Genomic DNA, 21560 nt, shown 5'->3' with positions numbered 1-21560 from the left:
AAGGAGACCTTCGCAATGAAACTTCGCACTTTCCTCGCCAGCGGCCTGGCCGCAGCGGCGGCCCTGGCCCTTTCGTCCGCTCCCGCAGTGGCGCAGACTCCGGCCAAGTACAAGAGCGAGTACCGCATGTCGCTGGTGCTGGGCACGGCCTTTCCCTGGGGCAAGGGCGGCGAGATCTGGGCCAACAAGGTGCGCGAGCGCACCAACGGCCGCATCAACATCAAGCTCTACCCAGGCGTCTCCCTGATCCAGGGCGACCAGACGCGCGAATTCAGCGCGCTGCGCCAGGGCGTGATCGACATGGCCGTGGGCTCCACGCTGAACTGGTCGCCCCAGATCAAGGAGCTGAACCTGTTCGCCCTGCCCTTCCTGATGCCCGACTACGCGGCCGCCGACGCGCTCACGCATGGCGAGCCCGGCAAGCGCCTGTTCCAGCGCCTGGACAAGGCCGGCGTGGTGCCGCTGGCCTGGGGCGAGAACGGCTACCGCGAGATCAGCAACTCCAAGCACGCCATCAAGACCCCTGCCGACCTCAAGGGCCTGAAGATCCGCGTCGTGGGCTCGCCGCTGTTCCTGGACACCTTCACCGCGCTGGGCGCCAACCCCACGCAGATGAGCTGGGCCGATGCCCAGCCCGCCATGGCCAGCGGCGCCGTGGACGGCCAGGAAAACCCCGTGTCGGTCTACATGGCCGCCAAGCTGCAGTCCGTGGGCCAGAAGCATCTGACGCTATGGGGCTACATCAACGATCCGCTGATCTTCGTGGTCAACAAGGACATCTGGGCCACCTGGACCAAGGAAGACCAGGACATCGTGCGCCAGGCCGCCGTGGACGCCGCCAAGGAGCAGGTCGTGATCGCGCGCAAGGGCATGATCGAGGCCGACAAGCCCCTGCTCAAGGACCTGGCCGCCAACGGCGTGACCGTGACCCAGCTCACGCCGGCCGAGCGCGAAGCCTTCGTCAAGGCCACGCGCCCCGTCTACGACAAGTGGAAGCAGCAGGTCGGCGCCGACCTGGTGGATGTGGCGGAGAAAGCCATTGCCGCGCGAACTCGTTAGAATGCTATCGGTTGATCGCACACTCCGGTAGAAGCAAAAGGCCCCGCTCTGCGGGGCCTTTTTTTCGCCATCCTGCTTCGCAAGGACGACCAGGACTTCAGCCCGCCCATCAAGGCATGCCTTGCTGCGAAGCCGGTCCAGCGAAATGGCACAGGCACAGCCCCTGCTGCCTATGGGGCAGGGGCACGGGCAGCGGCTCCCGCGTCCGTCGCGCCACCCAGCAACATATCTGCCCCCATCTCGCACAGCAGCTCCTCCAGTGCGCCCGAGGCGATCAGCGGCGAAGCCTCCAGCGAGGCAAAGCGCACCGTGCCCAGCACGGCCCGCGTGGCCACGTAAAGGCGCGCATAGGACAGCGAGGGGCCGCCCCAGCGCTGCAGGTGGGCGGCCATGCGCTCTGCGGTCTCGCGCATGGACAGGGCAATGCGCTCGTCACCATCCTGGCGCCAGGCAAAGCGCGCCAGCTTGCGCCGCGCAGGCGTGCGGCCCGCAAAGCCCTCGACGATGCAGGCGACCACGCCGCGCGCCACGGCCTCGCGCGGCAGGCGCCGTTCCGACGCCTGCTCCAGCCAGGCCTCGATGGCCGCGACGGCCGCACGGCGCTGGCCATCGACCATGGCGCGCAAGACGGCCTGCTTGTCGGGGAAGTACTGGTAGAGCGTGCCGATGGAGACGCCTGCGCGCTCGGCAATGCGATTGGTGGTGAGCGCGGCTTCGCCCTCCTTGACCAGAATCTGAGCTGCTGCCTGAACAATGGCCTCCAGCGTGCGCTGCGCACGGGCCTGTACGGGCTGTCTTCTTCTCTGGGATTCAGTGCTAGCGGAGGTATGGGAGGGCATGCGGCAAAACCTGAGCACAAGGCGAGTTTTCTGCCCGGAGTTTAAGCACTACAGTGGCCGGCCATTGCAGCAAATCCCAAGGAATACACCATGAAGAAGCATCAGCACACCGGCGCGTGGGAATCCCTGCCGTGAAGGGCGTGCAACTGCTGGCCCTGGCCGCCGCCCTGTTCGACACGGCGGCCGCGCTGGCCCACTTCGCCTGCATCGTTTGGGGGGGACGTGGGCTGCGGCTCATGGGTGCCGGCGAGCGCATGGCGCGCATGGCCGAGGCAGGGCACTGGTATCCGCCGCTGGTGTCGGCGGCCATCGGCGTGGTGCTGTCGCTGCTGGCAGGGTATGCGCTGGCAGGCGCGGGCCTGCTGGGACCCCTGCCCTTCATGCGCCCGGTGCTGGCCGGGGCCGGCCTGGTGCTGGTGGCGCGGGCCGTGGCCTATCCGTGGTTGAAACCACGCTTTCCGGACAACAGCGACCGCTTCTGGCATGTGTCCTCGGCCCTCTGCCTGGTCATGGGGCTGCTGCACCTGGCAGCAGTTGCCGGGATGGCACAGGGCTGAATCCAGCCTCAGGCCGTGACCGGCGAGACCAGCGGGCGGCCTTCCAGGTGGCAGCGCATGTTGGCGATGAAGCGGTCCACCGAGGCCTGCACGGCTTCGGGCGACCAGCCACCCACATGGGGCGTGAGCACCACGGCGTCCAGGTCCAGCAGTTCGGCCGGGGGCGCGGGTTCGCTTTCGTAGACATCCAGGCCCGCGCCGGCAAGGCGGCCTTCGCGCACGGCGGCGGCCAGGGCGGCGGTATCGACCACGCTGCCGCGCGCGATATTGACCAGGTGGCCCTGCGGGCCCAGTGCGTCCAGCACCTGGGCGTTGACGAGATGGCGCGTACCCGGGCCGCCCGGCGTGGCGACCAGCAGCACATCGGCCCATTGCGCCAGGGACAGCAGGTCGCCGAAGTAGCGGTGGGGTAGCCCGCTGCGGGGGCTGCGGTTGTGGTAGCCGATTTCCATCTCGAAGCCCAGCGCGCGCTGGGCGATCTTGGCGCCGATGGCGCCCATGCCCAGGATGCCCAGGCGCTTGTGCGAGACATTGGGCGGCAGCGGCATGGCGGTGCGCCAGACGCCGTCGCGCGTGGCGCGGTCCAGGCGCACCAGGCCGCGCACGGAGGCGATCAGCAGGCCCATGGCATGGTCGGCCACGCAGTCGTCATTGGTGCCTGCGCCATTGCCCACGGCAATGCCGTGGGCCTGCGCATGGGCGACATCGATGTTCTCGTAGCCCGCGCCCAGCGCGCAGACCAGCCTGAGGGCGGGCATGCGCTGCATCTGCGCGGCCGACAGGCCGATGGAGCCTATGGTCAGCACGGCCTGTATGCGCGTGCCGTGCTCGGCGATGGCGGCCTCGCACTGGGCGGCGTCGGGCGCGTAGAGCAGGTCGAAGGAGGGAAAGGCCTGGGCCATCTGGCGCAGATGGGCCTCGGTATTGAAGTTGAGGACGAGCAGGGCAGGTTGCATGGCAGGAAGGCGGCGCCCGCCGCCACAGGGCGGGCCTTGGGGGAAAACCTCATTGTGCGCCGGCCGGCCGGGTCCAGCGCTACAGGTCCAGCACCAGCCGGGCGGATTTCGCGCGCGAGCAGCAGGGCAGAAACTGGTCGCAGGCGGCCTGCTCGTCCTCGGTCAGGTACATGTCGCGGTGCTCGGGCTCGCCCGAGAGCACACGCGTGAGGCAGGTGCCGCACACGCCCTGCTCGCACGAAGTCTGCACCTCCACGCCGATGCCGGCCAGCGCCTGGACCACGGTCTGCTCGGGCGCCACGCGCACCACCTGGCCGGTGCTGGCGATCTCGATCTCGAACCCGGCATCGCCCTCGCGCTGCACGGCCTCGCCTGCAAAGAATTCGTAGTGCAGGCGGTCCTCGCTCCAGCCCGACGCGCGGGCATGGCCCAGGGCCGCGTCCATGAAGCCGCGTGGGCCGCAGACATACAGGTGCAGGCCCGCCTGCGGGGCGCCGAGGAGCTGCGCCATGTCGAGCGCACCCTCGCCATCCACATGCAGGTGCACGCGGTCGGCCCAGGGCATGGACTGCAGCAGGGCCGTGAAGGCCATGCGCTCGCGCGAACGCGCGCAGTAGTGCAATTCGAAGTCGGCACCCTCGCGCGCCAGCTGGCGCGCCATGGCCAGCACGGGCGTGATGCCTATGCCGCCGGCCAGCAGCAGGTGCCGCGCAGGGCCACCCGCATGCAGCGCGAAGTGGTTGCGCGGCGCGCCGATGGCGATCTGCTGGCCTTCCTGCACCTGTTCGTGCACGGCGGCCGAGCCGCCGCGCGAGGCGGCCTCGCGCAGCACGCCGACCACGTAGCGGCCCGTGTCCTGCGGGTCGTTGCACAGCGAGTACTGGCGCACCAGGCCGCCCGGCAGGTGCAGGTCGATGTGCGAGCCGGCCGTGAAGGCGGGCAGGCTCTGGCCGTCCAGCGGCACGAGTTCAAGGCTGCAGATGTCCTGCGCCTCGGCGCATTTGCGCGCGACGCGCACCTGGAGGATGGGGTTGGCTTGCATGGGAAGAAATCGCGGAAAGGGATGGGTTCGGAAAAATCAGGCCGCCGCCAGCGCCCGGGCGCTGGCCTCGCGCAGCCGGCTGATCACGCGGCGCGCGCGGTTGGGGCCGGCGTCCACGTGGATGTCGATGACGGGGCGCGCGCCAAAGCGCTGCTGGTTGCGGAACTGGGCCTCGATGACGACCTTGTCCTCCTCGAAGGTGGCGGCCGTCTGGTCGATCACCAGGCGCGTGGTGTCCTGCATGTCGGGATGCGGGTTGGTGGCAATGGTCCAGAAGTAGTGGGCCGAATGCTCGGTCTCCGGCGTCACGCCGTGAAATCCCCGCATGTGAAAGCCCTCGCGCTGCGGATCGTCGAGCCGGCCGCTGCCTGTGTCCATGGCGCCGGTCCAGATGCACACGTGCGAGGGGTGGAACTCCACTTCCTGCCAGCGGTCGATGCGGCCCGCGAACGGCCAGGCCGCCGCATAGGTGGGCGGCGGGTCGGAGTCGGGCATCCAGCGCAGCACGGTGACGCTGTCCCCGTCCTGGCGGACCTGCAGCTCCGCATTCATGTGGATGCCGGCATTGCCGCCAATGGTCTTGAGGTGCACATAGCCCAGGTGGCTGAGGTCCAGCAGGTTGTCGTGGATGAGCTGGTAGGGCGCGTCGTAGTGGTAGACATCGCCGCCGAAGCGGTAGCGCGCATCGCCGTGCACGGGATAGGCGGGCGGCTCCTGCGCGGGCACGGAATCGGGCGTGGCGCCCATCCAGATCCAGAGGATCTGGTCACGCTCGCGCAGGTCGAAGGACTTGACGCAGGCCTTGGGCGGTATGCGCTGCTGGCCCGGAATCTCCAGGCACTGGCCGGCGCGGTCGAACAGCAGGCCGTGGTAGCCGCAGCGCAGGCCGCGCGCCTCCACCGTGCCGCAGGACAGCGGCAGCTCGCGGTGGCAGCAGCGGTCCTCCAGCGCGGCCACGCTGCCATCGGGCGTGCGAAACAGCACGACGGGCCGGCCCAGCAGGGTGCGTGCCAGTGGCGCGTCCTGCAGCTCCCAGGCAAAGCCGGCGACATACCACTGGTCCAGCGGGAAGGCAGGCGTGGAGGCAGGTGCAATGGTGGTGCATTCGGTCATGGGTTCTCCTTCTTGTCTGCAAGTCGCGCTCAATGCGCCGACAGCGTGCGGCCCGTGGCTGCGGGCCTGCCGGCTTCGGGCCCCTGCAGCCGGTGCAGCGACACGATGCAGGCCGCAAACACGAAGGCCAGGCCATAGCCCACATAGAGCTGGCTGGGCGACCACGCGGCGTCCAGCAACGAGCCCGCGACCATGGGCGAGACGATGGCGCCGATGCGCCCTATGCCTATGCCCCAGCCCACGCCGGTCACACGCACCTCGCCGCCATAGACCATGGGCGCGATGGCATAGAGCCCGGCCACGCAGCCGTTGACGAAGACGCCGATCAGAAAAGCCAGCGCATACGACAGCAGCAGCGAGCCCGGATTGCTCACGATGAAGCACAGCAGCACGGCCGTGGCCAGCATGAAGCCGGCCAGCGCGCGGTGCACGGGATAGCGCGCCGCCAGCAGGCCCAGCAAGGTGGCGCCCAGGATGCCGCCCAGGCTCAGCAGCACCCCGCCGGTCACGCCCTGCTCGGGCGTGAGGCCCGAGGCGGCCAGCAGCTTGGGCGTCCAGCTCATCACGAAGTAAAAGCCGAACATCACCGCGAAGAACGACAGCCAGACCAGCAGCGTGGGCCGGCGCAGGCCCGGCGCGAACAGCTGCAGCGGGCCCCGCCTTGAGCGCTCCGCCGCCGATGGCGCGGCAGGCGGCAGCGCAGCCAATGCGGGCAGGCCCAGCCGCCCGACCAGGGCGTTGAGCCGCTGCAGCGCGCCGGCCGGGCGCCGCGCCAGCAAAAAGTCCATGGACTCTGGCAGGCGCCACCAGGCCAGGACCAGCACGCCCAGCGTCACGCAGCCGCCGAACAAGAAGACGGCGCGCCAGTCATGGCGCCCCAGCAGCCACACCGCGATGGAGCCGCCAATGCTGGCGCCCAGCGCATAGCCCGTGGACTGCAGGGTGACGGCCAGGCTGCGCCAGCGCTGCGAGGCGTATTCGCTGGCAATCACGTTGCTGCAGGCCAGGATGCCGCCCACGCCCAGGCCCGTGAGCACGCGCAGCGCCGCAAGCTGGATGGCGCTGTGGCTGAAGGCCGAGCCCAGCATGCCCACGCCCGAGAGGGCCAGGCAGGCCAGGATCAGCGGCCGGCGGCCCAGCCGGTCGGCCCAGGGCGCGATCAGCAGCGATCCGCCCGCCATGCCGAACAGGCCCGCGCTGAGCAGAAAGCCCAGCTGGGCTCCGCTGAGCTGCCAGTGCGCCGACACGGCCGAGGCCGTGAACGCCATGACCAGGACGTCGAAGCCGTCGATCATGTTGAGCACCATGCACAGGGCTATGACCGACCACTGGAAGCGCGTCATCGGCCGCTGGTCGACGCTTGCACGCAGGTCGGCGCTCATGGCCGCAGCTCCCGCAAAGGGCAATTGGACGATGCGGCGGCGCAAGGCCGCTGCAGCCATGGGACAGGGGTAGAGGCAGTCATCGTGGGTCTCCTTGGGTTGAAGCTCTGTGGAAGCCTTCTTGTGTTCTCAGCACATCATTACGTATGCTGAATGTGATTCAGTTTACTGAATGAAAATCGGCGCCAGATACCGGGATTTCCCCGATCAGGCGGGGCCGCGCAGTCTCGGACGCGGAGGCGGCCGGGCCGCTGTCAGTCGGATGAGGAAGCGTTGAGGGCGTCGCGTGCGTCGTGCAACTGCACGAACTTGCGCAGCAGGCGCTTGAACTCGGCCTGCTCCTCGGGCTCCAGCGCGGCCAGCATGCGGTTGTGCAGTTCGTGCACATTCGGCACGAAGCCGCCCAGCATGGCCTCGCCCTCGGCCGTGAGCGTCAGGCGCCGCTGGCGCCGGGGCAGAATCTCGCGCAGCACCCAGCCCTTGGCCTCCAGTCGCGCCGCGATGTCGGCCGTGGTGGAGTTGTCCAGCGCCACCAGCCGCGCCAGCGTCACCTGGTCGATGCCCGGTTTTTCCTGCAGCATGCGCAGGATGGCGTACTGCACGGGTGTCACGTCCGGCCCCAGCACGTCGCGGAACAGCTGCGCCGCGATCTGCTGCGCGCGCCGGATCAGGTGGCCCGGCTGGTCGTAGAGGTCGATGGAAAGCGGATCGGAGGCGGAGTGGACCATCGGTGGCGGCAGGCCTTGCGGCCCTGGGGTTGAAGCCCGCCGAGATTACCCCATCCCCGGCGCCGGTCCTGGATGCGCGCCGGGCCATGGCCGGCCTCAGGCCACCGCGGCGGCAGGCTGGGCCGCTGCTGCGGCCACCGCCGCCGCCTGCTGTTCCTGCGCAATCCATTTGTCGATGACCTTGCGCGACTGCACGCCGCCCGCATCGATGTTGAGCTTGAGCAGCTTGCGGTCGGGGTGGGCACTGAGGTTGCGCTGCTGCAGCTCCAGCATCTGCAGGTCTTCGCTGAAGATCTTGTGCTGGCCCTCGCGTATGCGGTCGGTGACTTCGGCATCGCCCGGATTGAAGCGGCGCGCCATGCCCCAGAAGTACCACATGGACTCCTCGGTCTCCGGCGTGATGAAGTCCACCACCATGCTGTAGACCTTGTGTTCGTCGGGCGCGTCGTAGCCGCCGTGGCCTGCGTGGGCCACGCCGACCTCGATCAGCACATGGCTGGGCGGGGTGAAGCGGCAGACCTGCCAGCGGTCCACGGGCACATCGTCGGCCAGGCCGTTGCTGCGCAGCGCCATCTTCCAGAACGGGGGCGCGGGAATGTCGTTCATGAAGCGGCTGGTGACCACCTCGACATCGGCGCCCTCGCCGCGCGTCTCGGTCTTGCAGGGCGTCTCGTCGATCTCGGCCTGGCCGATGGAGCTGGCGTGCACATAGGTCTCGTGCGTCAGGTCCATGAGGTTGTCGATCATCAGCCGGTAGTCGGCCTGGATGTGGAACATGCCGCCGCCATAGGCCCATTCGGGGTTGTCGTGCCAGGGCAGCTTCGGGATGAGCGCGGCATCGGCCAGCGCCTTGTCGCCGGGCCAGACCCAGATGAAGCCATGGCGCTCCTCGACGGGATAGCTGCGGATCTCGGGGAAGCCGCGCACGCGCTGGCCCGGCATGGCAATGGTCTTGCCGTCGCAGCCCATCTCCAGCCCGTGGTAGCCGCAGACCAGCTTGCCCTCGCAGACAAAGCCCAGCGACAGGGGCGCGCCGCGGTGCGGGCAGAAATCCTCCACGGCGGCAATGCCGTGCTGCGCGCGGTAGAACGCGATGCGCTCGCCGCAGATGCGCCGGCCCAGCGGCTTGTCCTGGATCTCATCGGACGTGGCGGCCACGTACCAGGTGTTCTTGGGAAATGTGCTCATGGGGGGTCTCCTTTATGGGTGGGGTCCGCAGTCCTTGGCGCTGCGGTGGCTGGGGCGCAGGCGGCCGAGGCCGCCGGCGCACATCAAGGGCAGATCAAGCGCAGATCAAGCGCGGATCAGACTCGAATCAGGCTCGGATCAACTGCACGCCAGGAACCGCATGGCTGCCGGGCTCGCTCACGGCTTCGCGCAGGTTGCGGCGCGCAATGCGCGAGTGCTCCTTCATCAGCGCCTCGGCCCGCGCGCCCTCGCGCGCGGCAATGGCGTCCAGCACCTGGCGGTGCTGGTCCTGGGCCACCATCAGGCTGTGGCGCGCACGCGGAGACTCGGCCCGCGCCAGCACAAAGCCCGAGGGCGAGGCGAAGGGCATGCGCACCACGCGCTCCAGCTCGCGCTGCATGACGCTGCTGCCGGCCATGGAATGCAGCAGGTCGTGGAATTCGGAGTTCAGCGCCACATAGCGCGAGAAGGCCTCATCGCCCCAGTCAGGCGTCTCCAGCACACGGTCGATGGCGTCCAGGCAGCGGCCGGCCTGCGCCAGCAGCGGCTCGGCCACGCCGCGCTCGGCCGCCCAGCGCGCGGCCAGGCCTTCCAGCGTGCCGCGCAGCTCGATGGCATCGGCCACATCGGCCTCGGAGAACAGCCGCACGCGGTAGCCGCGCCCGCCGGCCATGGCTTCGAGCAGGCCTTCCTGCTCCAGCCGCATCAGCGCGGCGCGCACCGGCGTGCGCGAGATGCCCAGGCGCTGCACCACGGTGAGCTCGGCAATGCGCTCGCCTGCGGGCAGTTCGCCCGCAAGAATCATCTCGCGCAGTTGCAGCTGGGCCTTGATGACCTGGGAGTGGCTTTCCGCTTCGGAGGCGGCGGGGGCAAGCTGGGGGCTCATGGGGCTTTGTCTGGATGGAATGGCGTTAATGTATACATTCAAGGCGATTAATGGTGCATTTTTCCGCAAAAACACGGGAAAACACCAATCAAATGTATACAACCGATCCCGGCAAAGACAGTGACCCGCCTGTTTGTATACATCGCCATGGCATCATGGTCGGCTCCCTTTTTCCCCTGCCGCTGCAACCCAGGAGGTCACCCTTGCCGACGTTTTCCCGACACCCCGCCATGGCCGCCCACATCCTCAACCTGGCACGGGATGCCAGCGCCGATGCGCAGGCTCCGCAGACCTATCCCATCAAGGACTTCTTCCGCAATCCGGAGCGCGGCTTCTTTCGCCTGGCCGATGACGGAAGCATGCTGGGCTTCATGCAGCCCGTCAGCGTGGACGGCCATCCGGCGCGCATGAACATCCATGTGCAGGCGCTGGACGGCAGCACCCCTGTGGGCGAGCCGCGCCGCATCACGGCCGAGACCGAGCGCGACATCAGCAACTTCTTCTGGAAGGGCCCGGATGTAGTGCTCTACCAGAAGGACTTCGGCGGCGACGAGAACTTCCACGTGCTGGCGGTCAACGCGCGCAGCGGCGAAGCCACCGACCTGACGCCCTGGGAAGGCGTGCGCGCCAGCATCGAGGACGACCTGGAAGACGACCCCGACCATGTGCTGATCAGCCACAACCAGCGCGATGCCGAGGTCTTCGACGTGTACCGCGTGAACGTGCACACGGGGGCGGCGCAACTGGTGGCGCAGAACCCCGGCAACATCGTCGGCTGGCAGACCGACCATGCGGGCCGCGTGCGGGCCGCCGTGGCCAGCGACGGCCTGAACAGCGCCCTGCTCTACCGCGACGACGAGGCCGGCGAGTTCCAGCCCCTGATCACCACCGACTACCGCACCAGCGTCAGCCCGGCCTTCTTCACCTTCGACGACCAAAAGCTCTACGCCCTGTCCAACCGGGGCCGCGACAAGCTGGCCCTGGTGGTCATCGACCCGGCCCGGCCCGACGAGGAAGAAGAAATCTTCGTGCCCGAGGAAGTCGATCTGGGCGCGGCGGCCTATTCGCGCAAGCGCCGCGTGCTCACCCTGGCCGCCTACCAGACCGACAAGCCGCAGTACCGTTTCTTCGATGCCGAGACCGAAGCCCTGTACGGCCGGCTGGCTGCGCAGTTGCCGGGCTACGACTTCGCCATCCAGGGCGCCAACCGCGCCGAGGACAAGTTCATCGTCGCCGCCTTCAACGACCGCACGCCGGGCGCGCGCTACATCTACGACGCGGCCGCCGACGCGCTGACCAAGCTGGCCGACATCAACCCTGCCATCCCCGAGTCCGCCATGTCGCGCGTGCAGCCCGTCAGCTACACCAGCCGCGACGGCCTGACCATCCACGGCTACCTGACCTTGCCGGCCGGCCGAGAGCCCCGGAACCTGGCCTGCATCATCAACCCGCACGGCGGCCCCTGGGCCCGCGACGGCTGGGGCTACAACCCCGAGGTGCAGTTCCTGGCCAACCGGGGCTTTTGCGTGCTGCAGGTGAATTTCCGCGGCTCCACGGGCTATGGCCGCGCGTTCTGGGAAGCGGGATTCGGCCAGTGGGGCCTGAAGATGCAGGACGACATCACCGACGGCGTGCACTGGCTGATCGACCAGGGCATTGCCGACCCTGCGCGCATCGGCATCTACGGCGGCAGCTATGGCGGCTATGCCACGCTGGCCGGCGTGGCCTTCACGCCCGACCTGTATGCGGCGGCCGTGGACTATGTGGGCGTGTCCAACCTGTTCACCTTCATGAAGACCATTCCGCCCTACTGGAAGCCGCTGCTGGACCAGATGCACGCCATGGTGGGCGATCCCGAGCGCGACAGGGAGCGCCTGGCCGCCACCTCGCCGGCCCTGCATGTGGACCGCATCAAGGCGCCGCTGTTCATCGCCCAGGGCGCGCGCGATCCGCGCGTGAACAAGGACGAGAGCGACCAGGTGGTGAAGGCGCTGCGCGAGCGCGGCGTCGAGGTGCAGTACATGGTCAAGGACAACGAGGGCCACGGCTTTCACAACGACGAGAACAAGTTCGAGTTCTACGAAGCCATGGAGCAGTTCCTGGTCACGCACCTCAAGCCCTGAAGCCGTCCAGGCACCCGGCCGCCCGGTCCCTCGGCCGCCCCGCGCTACAGCACGGCGGGCTCCCCGCTTTGCTGCAGCGCCCACATGTCCGCATAGCGCCCGCCCGCCGCGACCAGCTGGGCGTGGGTGCCGCGCTCGACGATGCGGCCCGCCTCCATGACCAGGATCTCGTGCGCATCGACCACGGTGGACAGGCGGTGGGCAATCACCAGCGCCGTCTTGTTGCGCGCGGCGCTTTGCAGCTCGGCCTGGATGGCGCGCTCGTTGGCCGAGTCCAGCGCCGACGTCGCCTCGTCGAAGATCAGGATGGGCGGGTCCTTGAGCAGGGTGCGCGCAATCGCCACCCGCTGCTTTTCGCCGCCCGACAGCTTCAGGCCGCGCTCGCCCACGCGCGTGGCATAGCCCTGGGGCGTGGCCTCGATGAAGTCGTGGATGCGCGCGGCGCGCGCGGCCGCCACCACCTGCTCGCGGCTGGCGCCAGGGCGGCCGTAGGCGATGTTGTATTCCACCGTGTCGTTGAACAGCACCGTGTCCTGCGGCACGATGCCCACGGCGCCGCGCACGCTGTCCTGGGTCAGCTCGCGCAGGTCGTGCCCGGCGATGCGCACATGGCCGGACTGCACGTCGTAGAAGCGGAAGATCAGCCGCGCCAGCGTGCTCTTGCCCGAGCCCGAAGGGCCGACCACGGCCACGGTCTTGCCGGCGGGAATGGTGAAGCTCACGTCCTTGAGGATGGGCCGCTCGGGGTCATAGGCGAAGTCCACATGCTCGAAGCGCAGCTCGGGCGGTGCGCCATGGGTCTGCAGCGGCTGGGCGCCGGGCGCGTCGGCCACCTCGCGTTCCTTGTCCATGAGGGTGAACATTCGCTCCAGGTCGGTCAGGCTCTGCTTGATCTCGCGGTAGATCACGCCCAGAAAGCCCAGCGGGATGTAGAGCTGGATCATGAAGGCGTTGACCATGACCAGGTCGCCCAGCGACAGGCGGCCATCCACCACGCCCTGCGTGGCCCGCCAGAGGATGGCGACCAGGGCCGTGGCGATGATCAGCTGCTGCCCGCAGTTGAGCATGCTCAGCGTGGTCTGGCTCTTGAGGCGCACGCGGCGCAGCGCCTCCAGGTTCTCGTCGTAGCGCCGCGCCTCGAAGCCCTCGTTGCCGAAGTACTTGACGGTCTCGTAGTTCAGCAGCGAGTCGATGGCCTTGGTGTGGGCCGCCGACTCCTGGGCATTGGCCTCGCGCCGAAAGCGCGTGCGCCACTCGGTCACCGTGACCGTGAACGTGATGTAGAACACCAGCGCCGCCAGCGTGATGGCCGCGAACCAGATGTCGAAGCGCAGCGCCAGGATGCCCAGCACCAGCGCCATCTCGACGAAGGTGGGCAGGATGCTGTAGAGCGAATACGAGATCAGCGACTCGGTGCTGCGCACGCCGCGCTCGATGTCGCGCGTCATGCCGCCGGTCTGGCGCTCCAGGTGAAAGCGCAGGCTCAGCGCATGCAGGTGCTCGAAGGTGGACAGCGCAATCGCCCGCGAGGCACCCTGCGTGGCCTTGGCAAAGACCAGGTCGCGCAGCTCGGTGAACAGCGAGCTGGAAAAGCGCAGCAGTCCGTAGGCCAGCAGCAGGGCCACGGGCACGACGAGCACCGCGCGGGCATCGCCGGCCTTCAGATCCAGCGCATCGACCAGATGCTTCAACAACACCGGCACGCCCACGTTGGCGAGCTTGGCCCCGATCATGAAGCCCAGCGCCGCCAGCACGCGCCACTTGTATTGCCACAGGTAGGGCAGCAGGCGCCGCAGCGCGTTCCAGTCCCGCGACGGTGCCGGGGTTGGGACTAAGGGTAAATCCGTAGGGGAAGCGCTCTCGCGTCGCATGAAAGACAATTCTCGGTTGTTATATTGATCCGATTGTGCCCATGCCACCCCGCCCAGACCTCCCGCCCCATCCCTTGCCCGCAGACAAGGAGCTGGTTCTCAAGGTCATTCCCATGCCTGCCGATGTCAACGCCAATGGCGACATCTTCGGCGGCTGGGTGATGGCGCAGGTTGACTTGGCAGGTTCGGTGCTGCCCTCGCGCCTGGGCCAGAGCCGCATGGTCACCGTGGCCGTGAACGAGTTCATCTTCAAGCAGCCCGTGCGTGTGGGCGACATCCTGTCGTTCTACTCCAGCGTGCAGCGCGTGGGCCGCACCTCGGTCACGGTCGATGTCGAGGTCTATGCCGAGCGCTTTGCCGACCAGGGCCGCTTCGTCAAGGTGACCGAGGCCCTGCTGACCTACGTGGCCATCGACGGCCAGGGCAAGCCCCAGTCGCTGCCGGACAACGACCAGGTGCGTTCCTGGCGCGCAGCGGCCGAGCGCAATGCAGAACGCAAGCAGCAGCAGGCCGGCTGAACCAGCCCCTCTGCAGCCATGAAAAAAAGCGACCTTCGCAGGTCGCTTTTTCATTTCCGGCAGCAGAGATGGCTCATGCCAGCGACGGCGTGACGCGCGGCTGCAGCGAGGCCGCTGCGGTGGCCGCAGCCAGGGCCGCGGAACTGCTGGCGGCGCTGTCGCTGGAGGCGGCCGACGAGGAAGAGGACAGGCTGGAGGCGCTGGACGCCACGGCCGAACCCGAAGATGAACGCGGCGAGGAGCCGGCCTCGATCTGGCCCGTGAGCTCGCCGCCCTCCTCGATCACCACCTTGCCGTAGCGGATCTTGCCGCTGACCTTGCCCGTGCCGTAGATGACCAGCTTCTCGCGCACGGTCAGCGTGCCGTCGAACACGCCATGGATCTCGGCGATGTCGATTTCGGCCGTGCCGTGGAAGGCACCCTGCTCGGCGATCTGGATCACGCGCGAGTCCATGGTGGCTTCCACCGTGCCTTCGACGACCAGCGTGTCGCAGTCGGTGATCTCCACGCCCTTGAGCTTGATATTGGGGCCTACGGTGAGCTTGCTGCCCTGGGAGTCCTGCGCCACGGCCGATGCCTGGCGCTGGGCGGTCGACGGACTTGTCACGCTGGAGCTGGGCGTGACGGCACCGGAGGGGCTGCCGCCCGTACCGGTGGCGCCTATGCCGCTGCCCAGGGTGTTGCGGGAGGTGAAAGCATCGTTGTCGCGCTTGCCAAAGAACGGGTTCTGAACAGCCATGGGTGGGTCTCCTTCGGAAAAATCCGATGCTACGCACACGAACTGGCAACAAATGCCGGCATCTCGCAAGAAAAGTAACCAGATGGTTCTCCCGTTTCATGTGCTTGCAAGCCTTTCTCGATCACACACCGCGCATGCGCAGGTCGCGCAGCGGACATGCGCAAATCAATAGGTGCATCTACACTCATTTCCATTCCAGGCCACCTGCCCCACGCCCCATGACCTCCTCCACCTCAAGCGCCGCCAGTCCGGTCTGCACCTGCTTCATGGTGCGCAGCCTGTCGCGCAAGATCTCCCAGCTCTATGACGACACGCTCGCGCCCAGCGGCCTGCGCGGCACGCAGTTCAGCCTGCTGGTGCAGGCGCGCAATGCGCCCGACGGCCCGCCCACCGTCTCGGCCCTGGCCGAGCAGCTGCACACCGACCGCACGACGATGACGCGCAATCTGCGCACGCTGCAGCAGGCCGGCTTCATCGACCTGGTTCCCGGCGCGGATGCGCGCAGCCGCTGCGTGGTGGTCACCCCGGAAGGCCGCGCCCGCATCCGCGAGGCTGCCGCCCTGTGGCGCCAGGCCCAGCAGCGCGTGCGCGAGCTGTGCGGCAGCGAGCAGATCGGCGCGCTCGAAAGCCTGGTGCTGGGCATGCTGCCCGTGCTGGAAACCGCCACGCAGGAGAGCGCGGAATGAGCGCCGCCCTGCCCTCCGCAGCCCCTGGCGCTGCGGCCAGCGGGTCCGCGCATCCGTTGGTCAGCGGCCCCATCGCCTCCACCCTGGTGCGCCTGGCCGTGCCCAACATGGTGGCGCTGAGCATGTCGGTGCTGGTCGCCGTGGCCGAGACCTACTACGTAGGGCAGCTGGGAACCGTATCGCTGGCGGCCATGGCCCTGGTGTTTCCGCTGGCCATGCTCACGCAGATGATGAGCAACGGTGCCATGGGCAGCGGCGTGTCCTCGGCCATCAGCCGCGCGCTGGGCGCGGGCGACGGCGCGCGTGCCTCGGCACTGGCCCTGCACTCCATCGTCATCGGCACCATCGCAGGCCTGCTGTACTCGCTCATCTTCGTGCTCTGCGGCGCCACCTTCTACGGCTGGCTGGGCGGGCGCGGCGAGGTGCTGGCAGCGGCCACGGGCTTCGGCGCCGTGCTGTTCAGCGGCGCCATCCTGGTGTGGCTGTGCAATACGCTGGCCTCGGTGGTGCGGGGCACGGGCAATATGCGCATGCCGTCGGCCGTGATCTTTGCGGCCTCGCTGGTGCAGATCGCCGTCGGCGGCACGCTGGGGCTGGGCCTGGGGCCCATGCCGCGCTGGGGCATGCCGGGCGTGGCCGTGGGCAACATCGTGGCCATGGCACTGGCCGTCGCAGTCTTCCTGGCCTATCTGCAATGGGGCCAGCAGCGCCTGCAACTGGACTGGCGCAGGCCCCGCCTGGCCTGGCCCATGTTCCGCGACATCCTGCGCGTGGGGGCCCTCGCCTGCCTGTCCCCCGTGCAAACGGCGCTGGCCGCGCTGCTGCTGACAGGCATGGTCGCCCGCCTGGGCCCGCTGGCACTGGCCGGCTACGGCATTGGCCAGCGGCTGGAGTTTCTGCTGATCCCCATGGCCTTCGGCGTCGGCATGGCCGCCGTGCCCATGGTGGGCATGGCCATGGGCGCCGGCCAGGTGGCGCGCGCGCGCCGCGTGGCCTGGTCGGGCGGCGCCATGGCAGCGGCCCTGCTGGGCGTGCTGGGGCTGGTGGTCATGGTCTGGCCGCAGCTGTGGTCGGGCATTTTCACCGGCGACCCGGCCGTGCGCGCCTACGCCGACCTCTACCTGCGCACCGTGGGCCCGGCCTTCGGGCTGTTCGGCCTGGGACTGGTGCTGTACTTCGCCTCCCTGGGCGCAGGCCGCGTCTGGGCGCCCGTGCTGGCCGGCACCGTGCGCCTGCTGATCGTGGTGGTGGGCGGCGGCTGGCTCATGTCCAGCGGCCTGGGCAGCGCCCAGTCGCTGTTCATCCTGGTGGCCGTGGCCATGGCCGCCTATGGCGCAGGCACGGCCTGGGCTGTGTGGCGCGCGCGCTGGGGGTGAAGAAACGCAAAAAGAAGGCCCGCAGTCAGCGGGCCATGCTTCAAGAAACGATGTACGCCGCCGTCCCCGTGGACAGCAAGCTGCCATCGGCCCCCAGGAATTCCATGCGCGTGTTGGCCACGCGCGAACCCAGCCGCAGCACCTCGGCGCGCAGGATGAATTCGCTGCCTATGCCGGGGCGCAGGTAGTCCACGCGCAGGTCGATGGTGCCCAGGCGCGAGAAGCGGTGCAGGCGCTGCAGCGGTGCGCCGTCCATGTGCTTGGCGCCGATGGCCGCCATGACGGCCAGGCCGCCCATGGAGTCCAGGCCGGCGCTGATCACGCCGCCGTGGATGCGCTGGTAGGCCGCGTGGCCTATGAGCTCGGGCCGCATGGTGATGCGGCCTTCAACCCGCTCGGGCAGCACTTCGGTGATGCGCAGCCCCAGCACCTGGTTGAAGGCAATCTGGCGCTCGAACACTTCGCGCAGCCCGGCGATGAACTCGGGCTCGAACTGCACGGGCGCCTCGGAGGCCTCGGAGGCCTTCGTGGATTTCAGCACTGGCTGAAGTCCGGCTTGCGCTTCTCCATGAACGCGGTGAACGCCTCCTTGGCAGCAGGTCCGCCCATCAGCTTGCCGAAGCTCGCGCCCTCCTCGGCCATGCGCTCGCGCACCAGGCCGGACTGGCCGGCCTTCATGAGGCGCTTGGTCTCGATCAGGGCCGACAGCGGCTTGGCAGCCAGCTTCCTGGCCTGGGCCTGGGCCAGCGCATTGCATTCGCTGGGCGGCACGACGCGGTTGACCAGGCCCACTTCCAGGGCGGCTTCGGCCAGGAAGGGCTCGCCCAGCAGCAGGGCCTCGGCCGCGCGGTGGTAGCCGAGCATCTGGGGCAGCAGCAGGCTGGAGGCCGCTTCGGGGCACAGGCCCAGGTTCACGAAGGGCAGCGAGAAGGCCGCGTTGTCGCCCGCATAGACCAGGTCGCAGTGCAGCAGCAAGGTGGTGCCGATGCCCACGGCCGGGCCGCAGACGGCGGCGATCACGGGCTTGGGAAAGGCGGCGATGTTGTGCAGGAAGCGCCAGACGGGGCGCTGCTCGCCTTCCGGCCTGGCGGCGCCGCCGGCAGACTGCTTGAGGAAGTCGGCAATGTCGTTGCCCGCGCTGAAGATGGCCATGTCGCCCTGGAAGACCACGCAGCGCACGGCGGCGTCTTCGCCGGCCTGGGCCAGCGCATCGGCCATGCTGGCGTACATGGCCTCGGTGATGGAGTTCTTCTTGTCTGCGCGGTTGAAGGTGATGGTGCAGACACCGGCTTCGGTGTGCACGAGGATGTCCTGGGTGGTTTCGCTCATGATGGTCTTGCCTTGCTTATTCCTTGAAATACACGATCTGGTGGCTGCTCGCCAGCATCACGCCGGCCTCGCTCCACAGCTGGGCGCTCTGGTCGAAGAAGCCGTTGCGAAATTCCTGGCCGCGCGCCTGGGCCAGCAGATGGCCCGTGCCTGCGGCGGCCAGTTCCTCGCGCCCCGCATGGAAGTAGACGGTGATGGACACCGTGCCCGCCGGGGTGCGCTGTGCGCGGCGCAGCCACACGCGCGGGAAGAATACGTCAGCCAGGCCGGCCAGCGCGCAAAAATCCAGTGCGCGCGGCGGCTCGTCGCGCACCCACAGGCGCGTGAGGCTGTCGGTCTCGCGGCCATCCCAGGTCTGGGGAATGATGCCGTCGAGAAAGCGCATGTCGTAGCGATTGAGCCATTCCACGCCGCCCAGAGGCGGCACGCGCGGCACGGTGGCGGGCGCAGGCACCTCGGGCATGGCCAGGTCGGTACCGCCCCAGGTGCTGCGCCGCACAGCCGTGACGGCCGTGGCCGTGGTGACGACCTGGGCATCGCCATCCTGGTCGGGCTGGGTGATGGTCAGCAGCCAGTGCTGGGTGGAGCGGTTGGTGCGAACGGGGCGGGCCTCGATGTCGAAGCGCCCCGCGCCCAGCGCGGCCGCGTAGTTGACGGTGATGGACAGCGGATCGCCCAGGCACAGCGGATGCTGCTGGATGGCCCGCACCAGCGCGGCGGCGGTGATGCCGCCGTACGGGCCCACCATGTTCCAGTAGTCCTGCGTGGTCTGGCCCTGGTAGTGGCCCACGGCGCCGGTGGGCGTGAGCGCCACGGCCTGGTCGAGAGGATGGATGTCTGTGCTCATGGCAAACGAGTGTGATGGCAAGCGGGGCCCGCGTCCGTCAAGCCGGCGACTCTGCGGGTGAGGGAAAGCGCGGGTGGGCCGCGGCGGCCGGCGCCTTGGTCCAGCCCGAGAACACGTCCACGGCCCGGCCCCAGAGCGCGTCGCGCATATCGGCGCGGAAGAAGCCGAAATGCCCTATGCGCCGCAACTGCAGGGCCTTGGGTTCGATGCGCTCGATGCGGCTGGGGGCATTGGCGTAGAGCGCGAACAGGTGCTCGGTGCCGCGCCAGGTCATGAGTTCGTCGTCGCTCATGGACAGCGCCATCACCGGAAAGCGCACGGCGGCGTAGCTGCGCGCGGCGGCCTCGCCCTCGGCACCCACGCTGTAGCGCGGATTCAGGCACCAGCGGCGCCACTGCAGCATGACGCCGGCCGGCAGGTCGCCCACCTTGCGCAGGCGCCGGCCCGGAAAGTAGCCGCACAGGCGCGTGGCCACGGGCACCAGCACATGCCAGAAATAGGGAACCATGCGCTTGAGGCGGGGCGCGTTGTCGCGCCAGTAGCCGCTGCCGGCCGCAATGCTCAAAAGGCCGTCCACCAGCTGCGGGGAGCGCAGCAGGCCCGGCAGCTGGGCGCCCAGGCTGTGGCCGATAAGGAACAGCGGCTGGTCCGGCAGCTGCGCCTTGGCATGGGCGATGACCGCCTCGTAGTCGCGCGCCCAGTCGCACAGGTCGGCACGCACCTGGCGCAAAGAGCCTTGCAGGGAATCGCCATGGCCCCGGTAGTCAAAGCTGGTCACCCGATAGCCCTGGCCCGCAAGCCAGGTGGCAAAGGCCTCGTAGAAGGCCTGGCGCACCCCCATGGCCCCGCCGATGACCACGCTGGCGCGCGGCGGGCCAGAGGGCGTGTAGACGCGCAGCGCCAGCGTGGCGCCATCGCTGCTGAGTTGGTGTTGTTCCATGGCTGTCTCCTGGTCGGTGCCGCAATGTGCTGACACCAAGTCAAAAACCGGCGCGGCCCCACGCCAGGGACACCAAGGAAGGGCCTAGGCCGGCCGCGCCGCCCCGCACCGAGGGTGTCGTCCCCCTCCCTCGCGCAGCGAGTAGAGAGGGGGAAGCGGCAAAGCCGCTCAGGGGGTGCTACATCCTCTCGAAGATGCCGGCGGCGCCCTGGCCCATTCCGACGCACATCGTCACCATGCCGTAGCGCAATTGCTTGCGGCGCAGCGCATGCACCACGGTGGCCGAGCGGATGGCGCCTGTGGCACCCAGCGGGTGGCCCAGGGCGATGGCGCCGCCCATGGGATTGACCTTGGCGGGGTCCAGGCCCAGCGTGTTGACCACGGCCAGCGACTGGGCGGCAAAGGCTTCGTTGAGCTCGAACCAGTCGATGTCGTCCTGCTTGAGGCCCGCATAGCGCAGCGCGGCCGGGATGGCTTCGATGGGGCCGATGCCCATGATGGCCGGCGGCACGCCCTTGCTGGCATAGCTCACGAAGCGCGCCAGCGGCGTGAGGCCGAAGCGCTGCACGGCGGCGCCGCTGGCCAGGATCAGCGCGCCTGCGCCATCGCTGGTCTGCGAGCTGTTGCCGGCCGTCACCGAGCCGCGCGCCGCGAACACGGTGCGCAGCTTGCCCAGGCCTTCGAGGCTGGTGTCGGGGCGTGCGCCCTCGTCCAACTCCACGGTGCGCGTGCGCACCACGGGCTCGCCCTTGGCCAGGTCCAGGCTCCGGTCGGTGACCTCGATGGGCGTGATCTCGTCCTTGAACTCGCCGGCCTGCTGCGCGGCCAGGGCACGGCGGTGCGACTCCAGCGCAAAGGCGTCCTGCGCATCGCGCGAGACCTTCCACTGCTGGGCCACCTTCTCGGCCGTCAGGCCCATGCCATAGGCAATGCCCACGTCGCCATCGCGCTCGAAGATGGATGGCGACAGCGAGGGCGCGTTGCCCATCATGGGCACCATGCTCATGCTCTCGACGCCGGCCGCGATCATCACGTCGGCCTCGCCCACGCGGATGCGGTCCGCCGCCATGGCCACGGCCGACAGGCCCGAGGCGCAGAAGCGGTTCACGGTAATGCCACCCACGCTGGTGGGCAGGCCCGCCAGCACGGCGCTGATGCGCGCCACGTTCAGGCCCTGCTGGGCCTCGGGGATGGCGCAGCCGCAGATGATGTCCTCGATGGCAGCCGGGTCCAGCCCCGGCACCTGGGCCAGCGCGGCCTTCAGCGTGGTCGCCAGCAGGTCGTCGGGACGGTAGTTGCGGAAAAAGCCCTTGTGCGACTTGCCGATGGGCGTGCGCGTGGCGGCGACGATGTAGGCGTCTTGGATTTGTTTCATGGAGAT

General features: G+C 68.8%; 21 protein-coding genes. 6 read left to right on the top strand and 15 right to left on the bottom strand.

Annotated features, from left to right (window positions below; all coding sequences use genetic code 11):
• The first annotated feature begins 15 nt into the window (after positions 1 to 15).
• Positions 16 to 1059 (top strand): DctP family TRAP transporter solute-binding subunit, encoded by a 1044-nt coding sequence (locus ACF8ME_RS17950; RefSeq protein WP_016451795.1) that lies wholly within the window; start codon positions 16 to 18, stop codon positions 1057 to 1059.
• Positions 1060 to 1229: 170 nt separating this feature from the next.
• Here the strand turns inward: ACF8ME_RS17950 and ACF8ME_RS17945 are convergent, their stop codons facing one another.
• Positions 1230 to 1898: a TetR/AcrR family transcriptional regulator gene (locus ACF8ME_RS17945; protein ID WP_392417654.1), complete on the bottom strand. Its 669-nt coding sequence runs from the start codon at positions 1896 to 1898 to the stop codon at positions 1230 to 1232.
• Between the two features lie 116 nt (positions 1899 to 2014).
• Here ACF8ME_RS17945 and ACF8ME_RS17940 point away from each other — a divergent pair, with 116 nt between their 5' ends.
• Entirely contained in the window at positions 2015 to 2455 is a 441-nt protein-coding gene (locus ACF8ME_RS17940) for a hypothetical protein (RefSeq protein WP_392417653.1), read from the top strand.
• 8 nt (positions 2456 to 2463) lie between these two features.
• Here ACF8ME_RS17940 and ACF8ME_RS17935 read toward each other — a convergent pair whose 3' ends face one another.
• The 7 genes from ACF8ME_RS17935 to ACF8ME_RS17905 form a co-directional block, all read right to left on the bottom strand.
• Positions 2464 to 3411: a 2-hydroxyacid dehydrogenase gene (locus ACF8ME_RS17935; protein ID WP_047326185.1), complete on the bottom strand. Its 948-nt coding sequence runs from the start codon at positions 3409 to 3411 to the stop codon at positions 2464 to 2466.
• A gap of 79 nt (positions 3412 to 3490) precedes the next feature.
• Positions 3491 to 4453: a PDR/VanB family oxidoreductase gene (locus ACF8ME_RS17930; protein WP_392417652.1), complete on the bottom strand. Its 963-nt coding sequence runs from the start codon at positions 4451 to 4453 to the stop codon at positions 3491 to 3493.
• Between the two features lie 36 nt (positions 4454 to 4489).
• Complete coding sequence (locus ACF8ME_RS17925; protein ID WP_374006140.1) at positions 4490 to 5566, bottom strand: Rieske 2Fe-2S domain-containing protein; 1077 nt, start codon at positions 5564 to 5566, stop codon at positions 4490 to 4492.
• Between the two features lie 29 nt (positions 5567 to 5595).
• Complete coding sequence (locus ACF8ME_RS17920; protein ID WP_392417649.1) at positions 5596 to 6948, bottom strand: MFS transporter; 1353 nt, start codon at positions 6946 to 6948, stop codon at positions 5596 to 5598.
• A 254-nt stretch (positions 6949 to 7202) separates the two neighbouring features.
• Positions 7203 to 7676 carry a MarR family winged helix-turn-helix transcriptional regulator gene (locus tag ACF8ME_RS17915; RefSeq protein ID WP_392417647.1) on the bottom strand — a complete coding sequence of 158 codons (474 nt, stop codon included), beginning with the start codon at positions 7674 to 7676 and terminating at the stop codon, positions 7203 to 7205.
• 96 nt (positions 7677 to 7772) lie between these two features.
• Positions 7773 to 8864, bottom strand: coding sequence for an aromatic ring-hydroxylating dioxygenase subunit alpha (locus tag ACF8ME_RS17910; RefSeq protein ID WP_012203282.1), 1092 nt, complete (start codon positions 8862 to 8864; stop codon positions 7773 to 7775).
• A 127-nt stretch (positions 8865 to 8991) separates the two neighbouring features.
• Positions 8992 to 9750 (bottom strand): GntR family transcriptional regulator, encoded by a 759-nt coding sequence (locus ACF8ME_RS17905; protein ID WP_016451803.1) that lies wholly within the window; start codon positions 9748 to 9750, stop codon positions 8992 to 8994.
• A gap of 230 nt (positions 9751 to 9980) precedes the next feature.
• Between ACF8ME_RS17905 and ACF8ME_RS17900 the strand changes: the two genes are divergently transcribed.
• Positions 9981 to 11873 carry an alpha/beta hydrolase family protein gene (locus ACF8ME_RS17900; RefSeq protein WP_392417925.1) on the top strand — a complete coding sequence of 631 codons (1893 nt, stop codon included), beginning with the start codon at positions 9981 to 9983 and terminating at the stop codon, positions 11871 to 11873.
• 44 nt (positions 11874 to 11917) lie between these two features.
• Here the strand turns inward: ACF8ME_RS17900 and ACF8ME_RS17895 are convergent, their stop codons facing one another.
• Positions 11918 to 13744 (bottom strand): ABCB family ABC transporter ATP-binding protein/permease, encoded by a 1827-nt coding sequence (locus tag ACF8ME_RS17895; RefSeq protein ID WP_392417644.1) that lies wholly within the window; start codon positions 13742 to 13744, stop codon positions 11918 to 11920.
• Positions 13745 to 13785: 41 nt separating this feature from the next.
• Here ACF8ME_RS17895 and ACF8ME_RS17890 point away from each other — a divergent pair, with 41 nt between their 5' ends.
• The gene (locus ACF8ME_RS17890) at positions 13786 to 14262 is read left to right on the top strand and encodes an acyl-CoA thioesterase (protein WP_012203278.1); all 477 of its coding nucleotides are present in this window, start codon (positions 13786 to 13788) and stop codon (positions 14260 to 14262) included.
• 73 nt (positions 14263 to 14335) lie between these two features.
• On the opposite strand, the gene ACF8ME_RS17885 is transcribed toward ACF8ME_RS17890, so the two are convergent.
• Complete coding sequence (locus ACF8ME_RS17885; protein WP_074920485.1) at positions 14336 to 15001, bottom strand: polymer-forming cytoskeletal protein; 666 nt, start codon at positions 14999 to 15001, stop codon at positions 14336 to 14338.
• A 218-nt stretch (positions 15002 to 15219) separates the two neighbouring features.
• Here ACF8ME_RS17885 and ACF8ME_RS17880 point away from each other — a divergent pair, with 218 nt between their 5' ends.
• Together ACF8ME_RS17880 and ACF8ME_RS17875 are read left to right on the top strand one after the other, a co-directional pair.
• The gene (locus ACF8ME_RS17880; protein WP_013804191.1) at positions 15220 to 15687 is read left to right on the top strand and encodes a MarR family winged helix-turn-helix transcriptional regulator; all 468 of its coding nucleotides are present in this window, start codon (positions 15220 to 15222) and stop codon (positions 15685 to 15687) included.
• Complete coding sequence (locus ACF8ME_RS17875; RefSeq protein WP_392417642.1) at positions 15684 to 17063, top strand: MATE family efflux transporter; 1380 nt, start codon at positions 15684 to 15686, stop codon at positions 17061 to 17063. The genes ACF8ME_RS17880 and ACF8ME_RS17875 overlap by 4 nt, the downstream gene beginning before the upstream one ends.
• Before the next feature lie 40 nt (positions 17064 to 17103).
• On the opposite strand, the gene ACF8ME_RS17870 is transcribed toward ACF8ME_RS17875, so the two are convergent.
• The 5 genes from ACF8ME_RS17870 to ACF8ME_RS17850 form a co-directional block, all read right to left on the bottom strand.
• Positions 17104 to 17604, bottom strand: a complete 501-nt coding sequence (locus ACF8ME_RS17870; protein WP_392417640.1) for a thioesterase family protein — start codon at positions 17602 to 17604, stop codon at positions 17104 to 17106.
• Positions 17598 to 18392, bottom strand: coding sequence for an enoyl-CoA hydratase (locus ACF8ME_RS17865; RefSeq protein WP_013804194.1), 795 nt, complete (start codon positions 18390 to 18392; stop codon positions 17598 to 17600). The genes ACF8ME_RS17870 and ACF8ME_RS17865 overlap by 7 nt, the downstream gene beginning before the upstream one ends.
• A gap of 16 nt (positions 18393 to 18408) precedes the next feature.
• Positions 18409 to 19239 carry an acyl-CoA thioesterase gene (locus ACF8ME_RS17860; protein WP_392417638.1) on the bottom strand — a complete coding sequence of 277 codons (831 nt, stop codon included), beginning with the start codon at positions 19237 to 19239 and terminating at the stop codon, positions 18409 to 18411.
• Between the two features lie 37 nt (positions 19240 to 19276).
• Positions 19277 to 20179 carry an alpha/beta fold hydrolase gene (locus ACF8ME_RS17855; protein ID WP_392417636.1) on the bottom strand — a complete coding sequence of 301 codons (903 nt, stop codon included), beginning with the start codon at positions 20177 to 20179 and terminating at the stop codon, positions 19277 to 19279.
• Between the two features lie 178 nt (positions 20180 to 20357).
• A complete protein-coding gene (locus tag ACF8ME_RS17850; RefSeq protein ID WP_061287125.1) occupies positions 20358 to 21554 on the bottom strand; it encodes an acetyl-CoA C-acyltransferase in 1197 nt (398 codons plus the stop codon).
• Between the last annotated feature and the right edge of the window lie 6 nt (positions 21555 to 21560).

Origin of the sequence: Delftia sp. WSY_7, assembly GCF_043104845.1 — a bacterium.
Taxonomy (GTDB): domain Bacteria; phylum Pseudomonadota; class Gammaproteobacteria; order Burkholderiales; family Burkholderiaceae_C; genus Comamonas; species Comamonas tsuruhatensis.
The sequence above is the reverse complement of the archived record's forward strand: the minus strand, read 5'-3'. Positions and strand labels throughout refer to the sequence as shown.

Excerpts from the sequence above, each read along its gene's own strand:
- ACF8ME_RS17910 (WP_012203282.1), bottom strand. The coding sequence starts at position 8,864 with ATGAGCACATTTCCCAAGAACACCTGGTACGTGGCCGCCACGTCCGAT.
- ACF8ME_RS17905 (WP_016451803.1), bottom strand. The coding sequence starts at position 9,750 with ATGAGCCCCCAGCTTGCCCCCGCCGCCTCCGAAGCGGAAAGCCACTCC.
- ACF8ME_RS17865 (WP_013804194.1), bottom strand. The coding sequence starts at position 18,392 with ATGAGCGAAACCACCCAGGACATCCTCGTGCACACCGAAGCCGGTGTC.
- ACF8ME_RS17855 (WP_392417636.1), bottom strand. The coding sequence starts at position 20,179 with ATGGAACAACACCAACTCAGCAGCGATGGCGCCACGCTGGCGCTGCGC.
- ACF8ME_RS17915 (WP_392417647.1), bottom strand. The coding sequence starts at position 7,676 with ATGGTCCACTCCGCCTCCGATCCGCTTTCCATCGACCTCTACGACCAG.
- ACF8ME_RS17860 (WP_392417638.1), bottom strand. The coding sequence starts at position 19,239 with ATGAGCACAGACATCCATCCTCTCGACCAGGCCGTGGCGCTCACGCCC.
- ACF8ME_RS17930 (WP_392417652.1), bottom strand. The coding sequence starts at position 4,453 with ATGCAAGCCAACCCCATCCTCCAGGTGCGCGTCGCGCGCAAATGCGCC.
- ACF8ME_RS17850 (WP_061287125.1), bottom strand. The coding sequence starts at position 21,554 with ATGAAACAAATCCAAGACGCCTACATCGTCGCCGCCACGCGCACGCCC.
- ACF8ME_RS17950 (WP_016451795.1), top strand. The coding sequence starts at position 16 with ATGAAACTTCGCACTTTCCTCGCCAGCGGCCTGGCCGCAGCGGCGGCC.
- ACF8ME_RS17900 (WP_392417925.1), top strand. The coding sequence starts at position 9,981 with ATGGCCGCCCACATCCTCAACCTGGCACGGGATGCCAGCGCCGATGCG.
- ACF8ME_RS17885 (WP_074920485.1), bottom strand. The coding sequence starts at position 15,001 with ATGGCTGTTCAGAACCCGTTCTTTGGCAAGCGCGACAACGATGCTTTC.
- ACF8ME_RS17935 (WP_047326185.1), bottom strand. The coding sequence starts at position 3,411 with ATGCAACCTGCCCTGCTCGTCCTCAACTTCAATACCGAGGCCCATCTG.
- ACF8ME_RS17925 (WP_374006140.1), bottom strand. The coding sequence starts at position 5,566 with ATGACCGAATGCACCACCATTGCACCTGCCTCCACGCCTGCCTTCCCG.
- ACF8ME_RS17895 (WP_392417644.1), bottom strand. The coding sequence starts at position 13,744 with ATGCGACGCGAGAGCGCTTCCCCTACGGATTTACCCTTAGTCCCAACC.
- ACF8ME_RS17880 (WP_013804191.1), top strand. The coding sequence starts at position 15,220 with ATGACCTCCTCCACCTCAAGCGCCGCCAGTCCGGTCTGCACCTGCTTC.
- ACF8ME_RS17945 (WP_392417654.1), bottom strand. The coding sequence starts at position 1,898 with ATGCCCTCCCATACCTCCGCTAGCACTGAATCCCAGAGAAGAAGACAG.
- ACF8ME_RS17920 (WP_392417649.1), bottom strand. The coding sequence starts at position 6,948 with ATGAGCGCCGACCTGCGTGCAAGCGTCGACCAGCGGCCGATGACGCGC.
- ACF8ME_RS17875 (WP_392417642.1), top strand. The coding sequence starts at position 15,684 with ATGAGCGCCGCCCTGCCCTCCGCAGCCCCTGGCGCTGCGGCCAGCGGG.
- ACF8ME_RS17890 (WP_012203278.1), top strand. The coding sequence starts at position 13,786 with ATGCCACCCCGCCCAGACCTCCCGCCCCATCCCTTGCCCGCAGACAAG.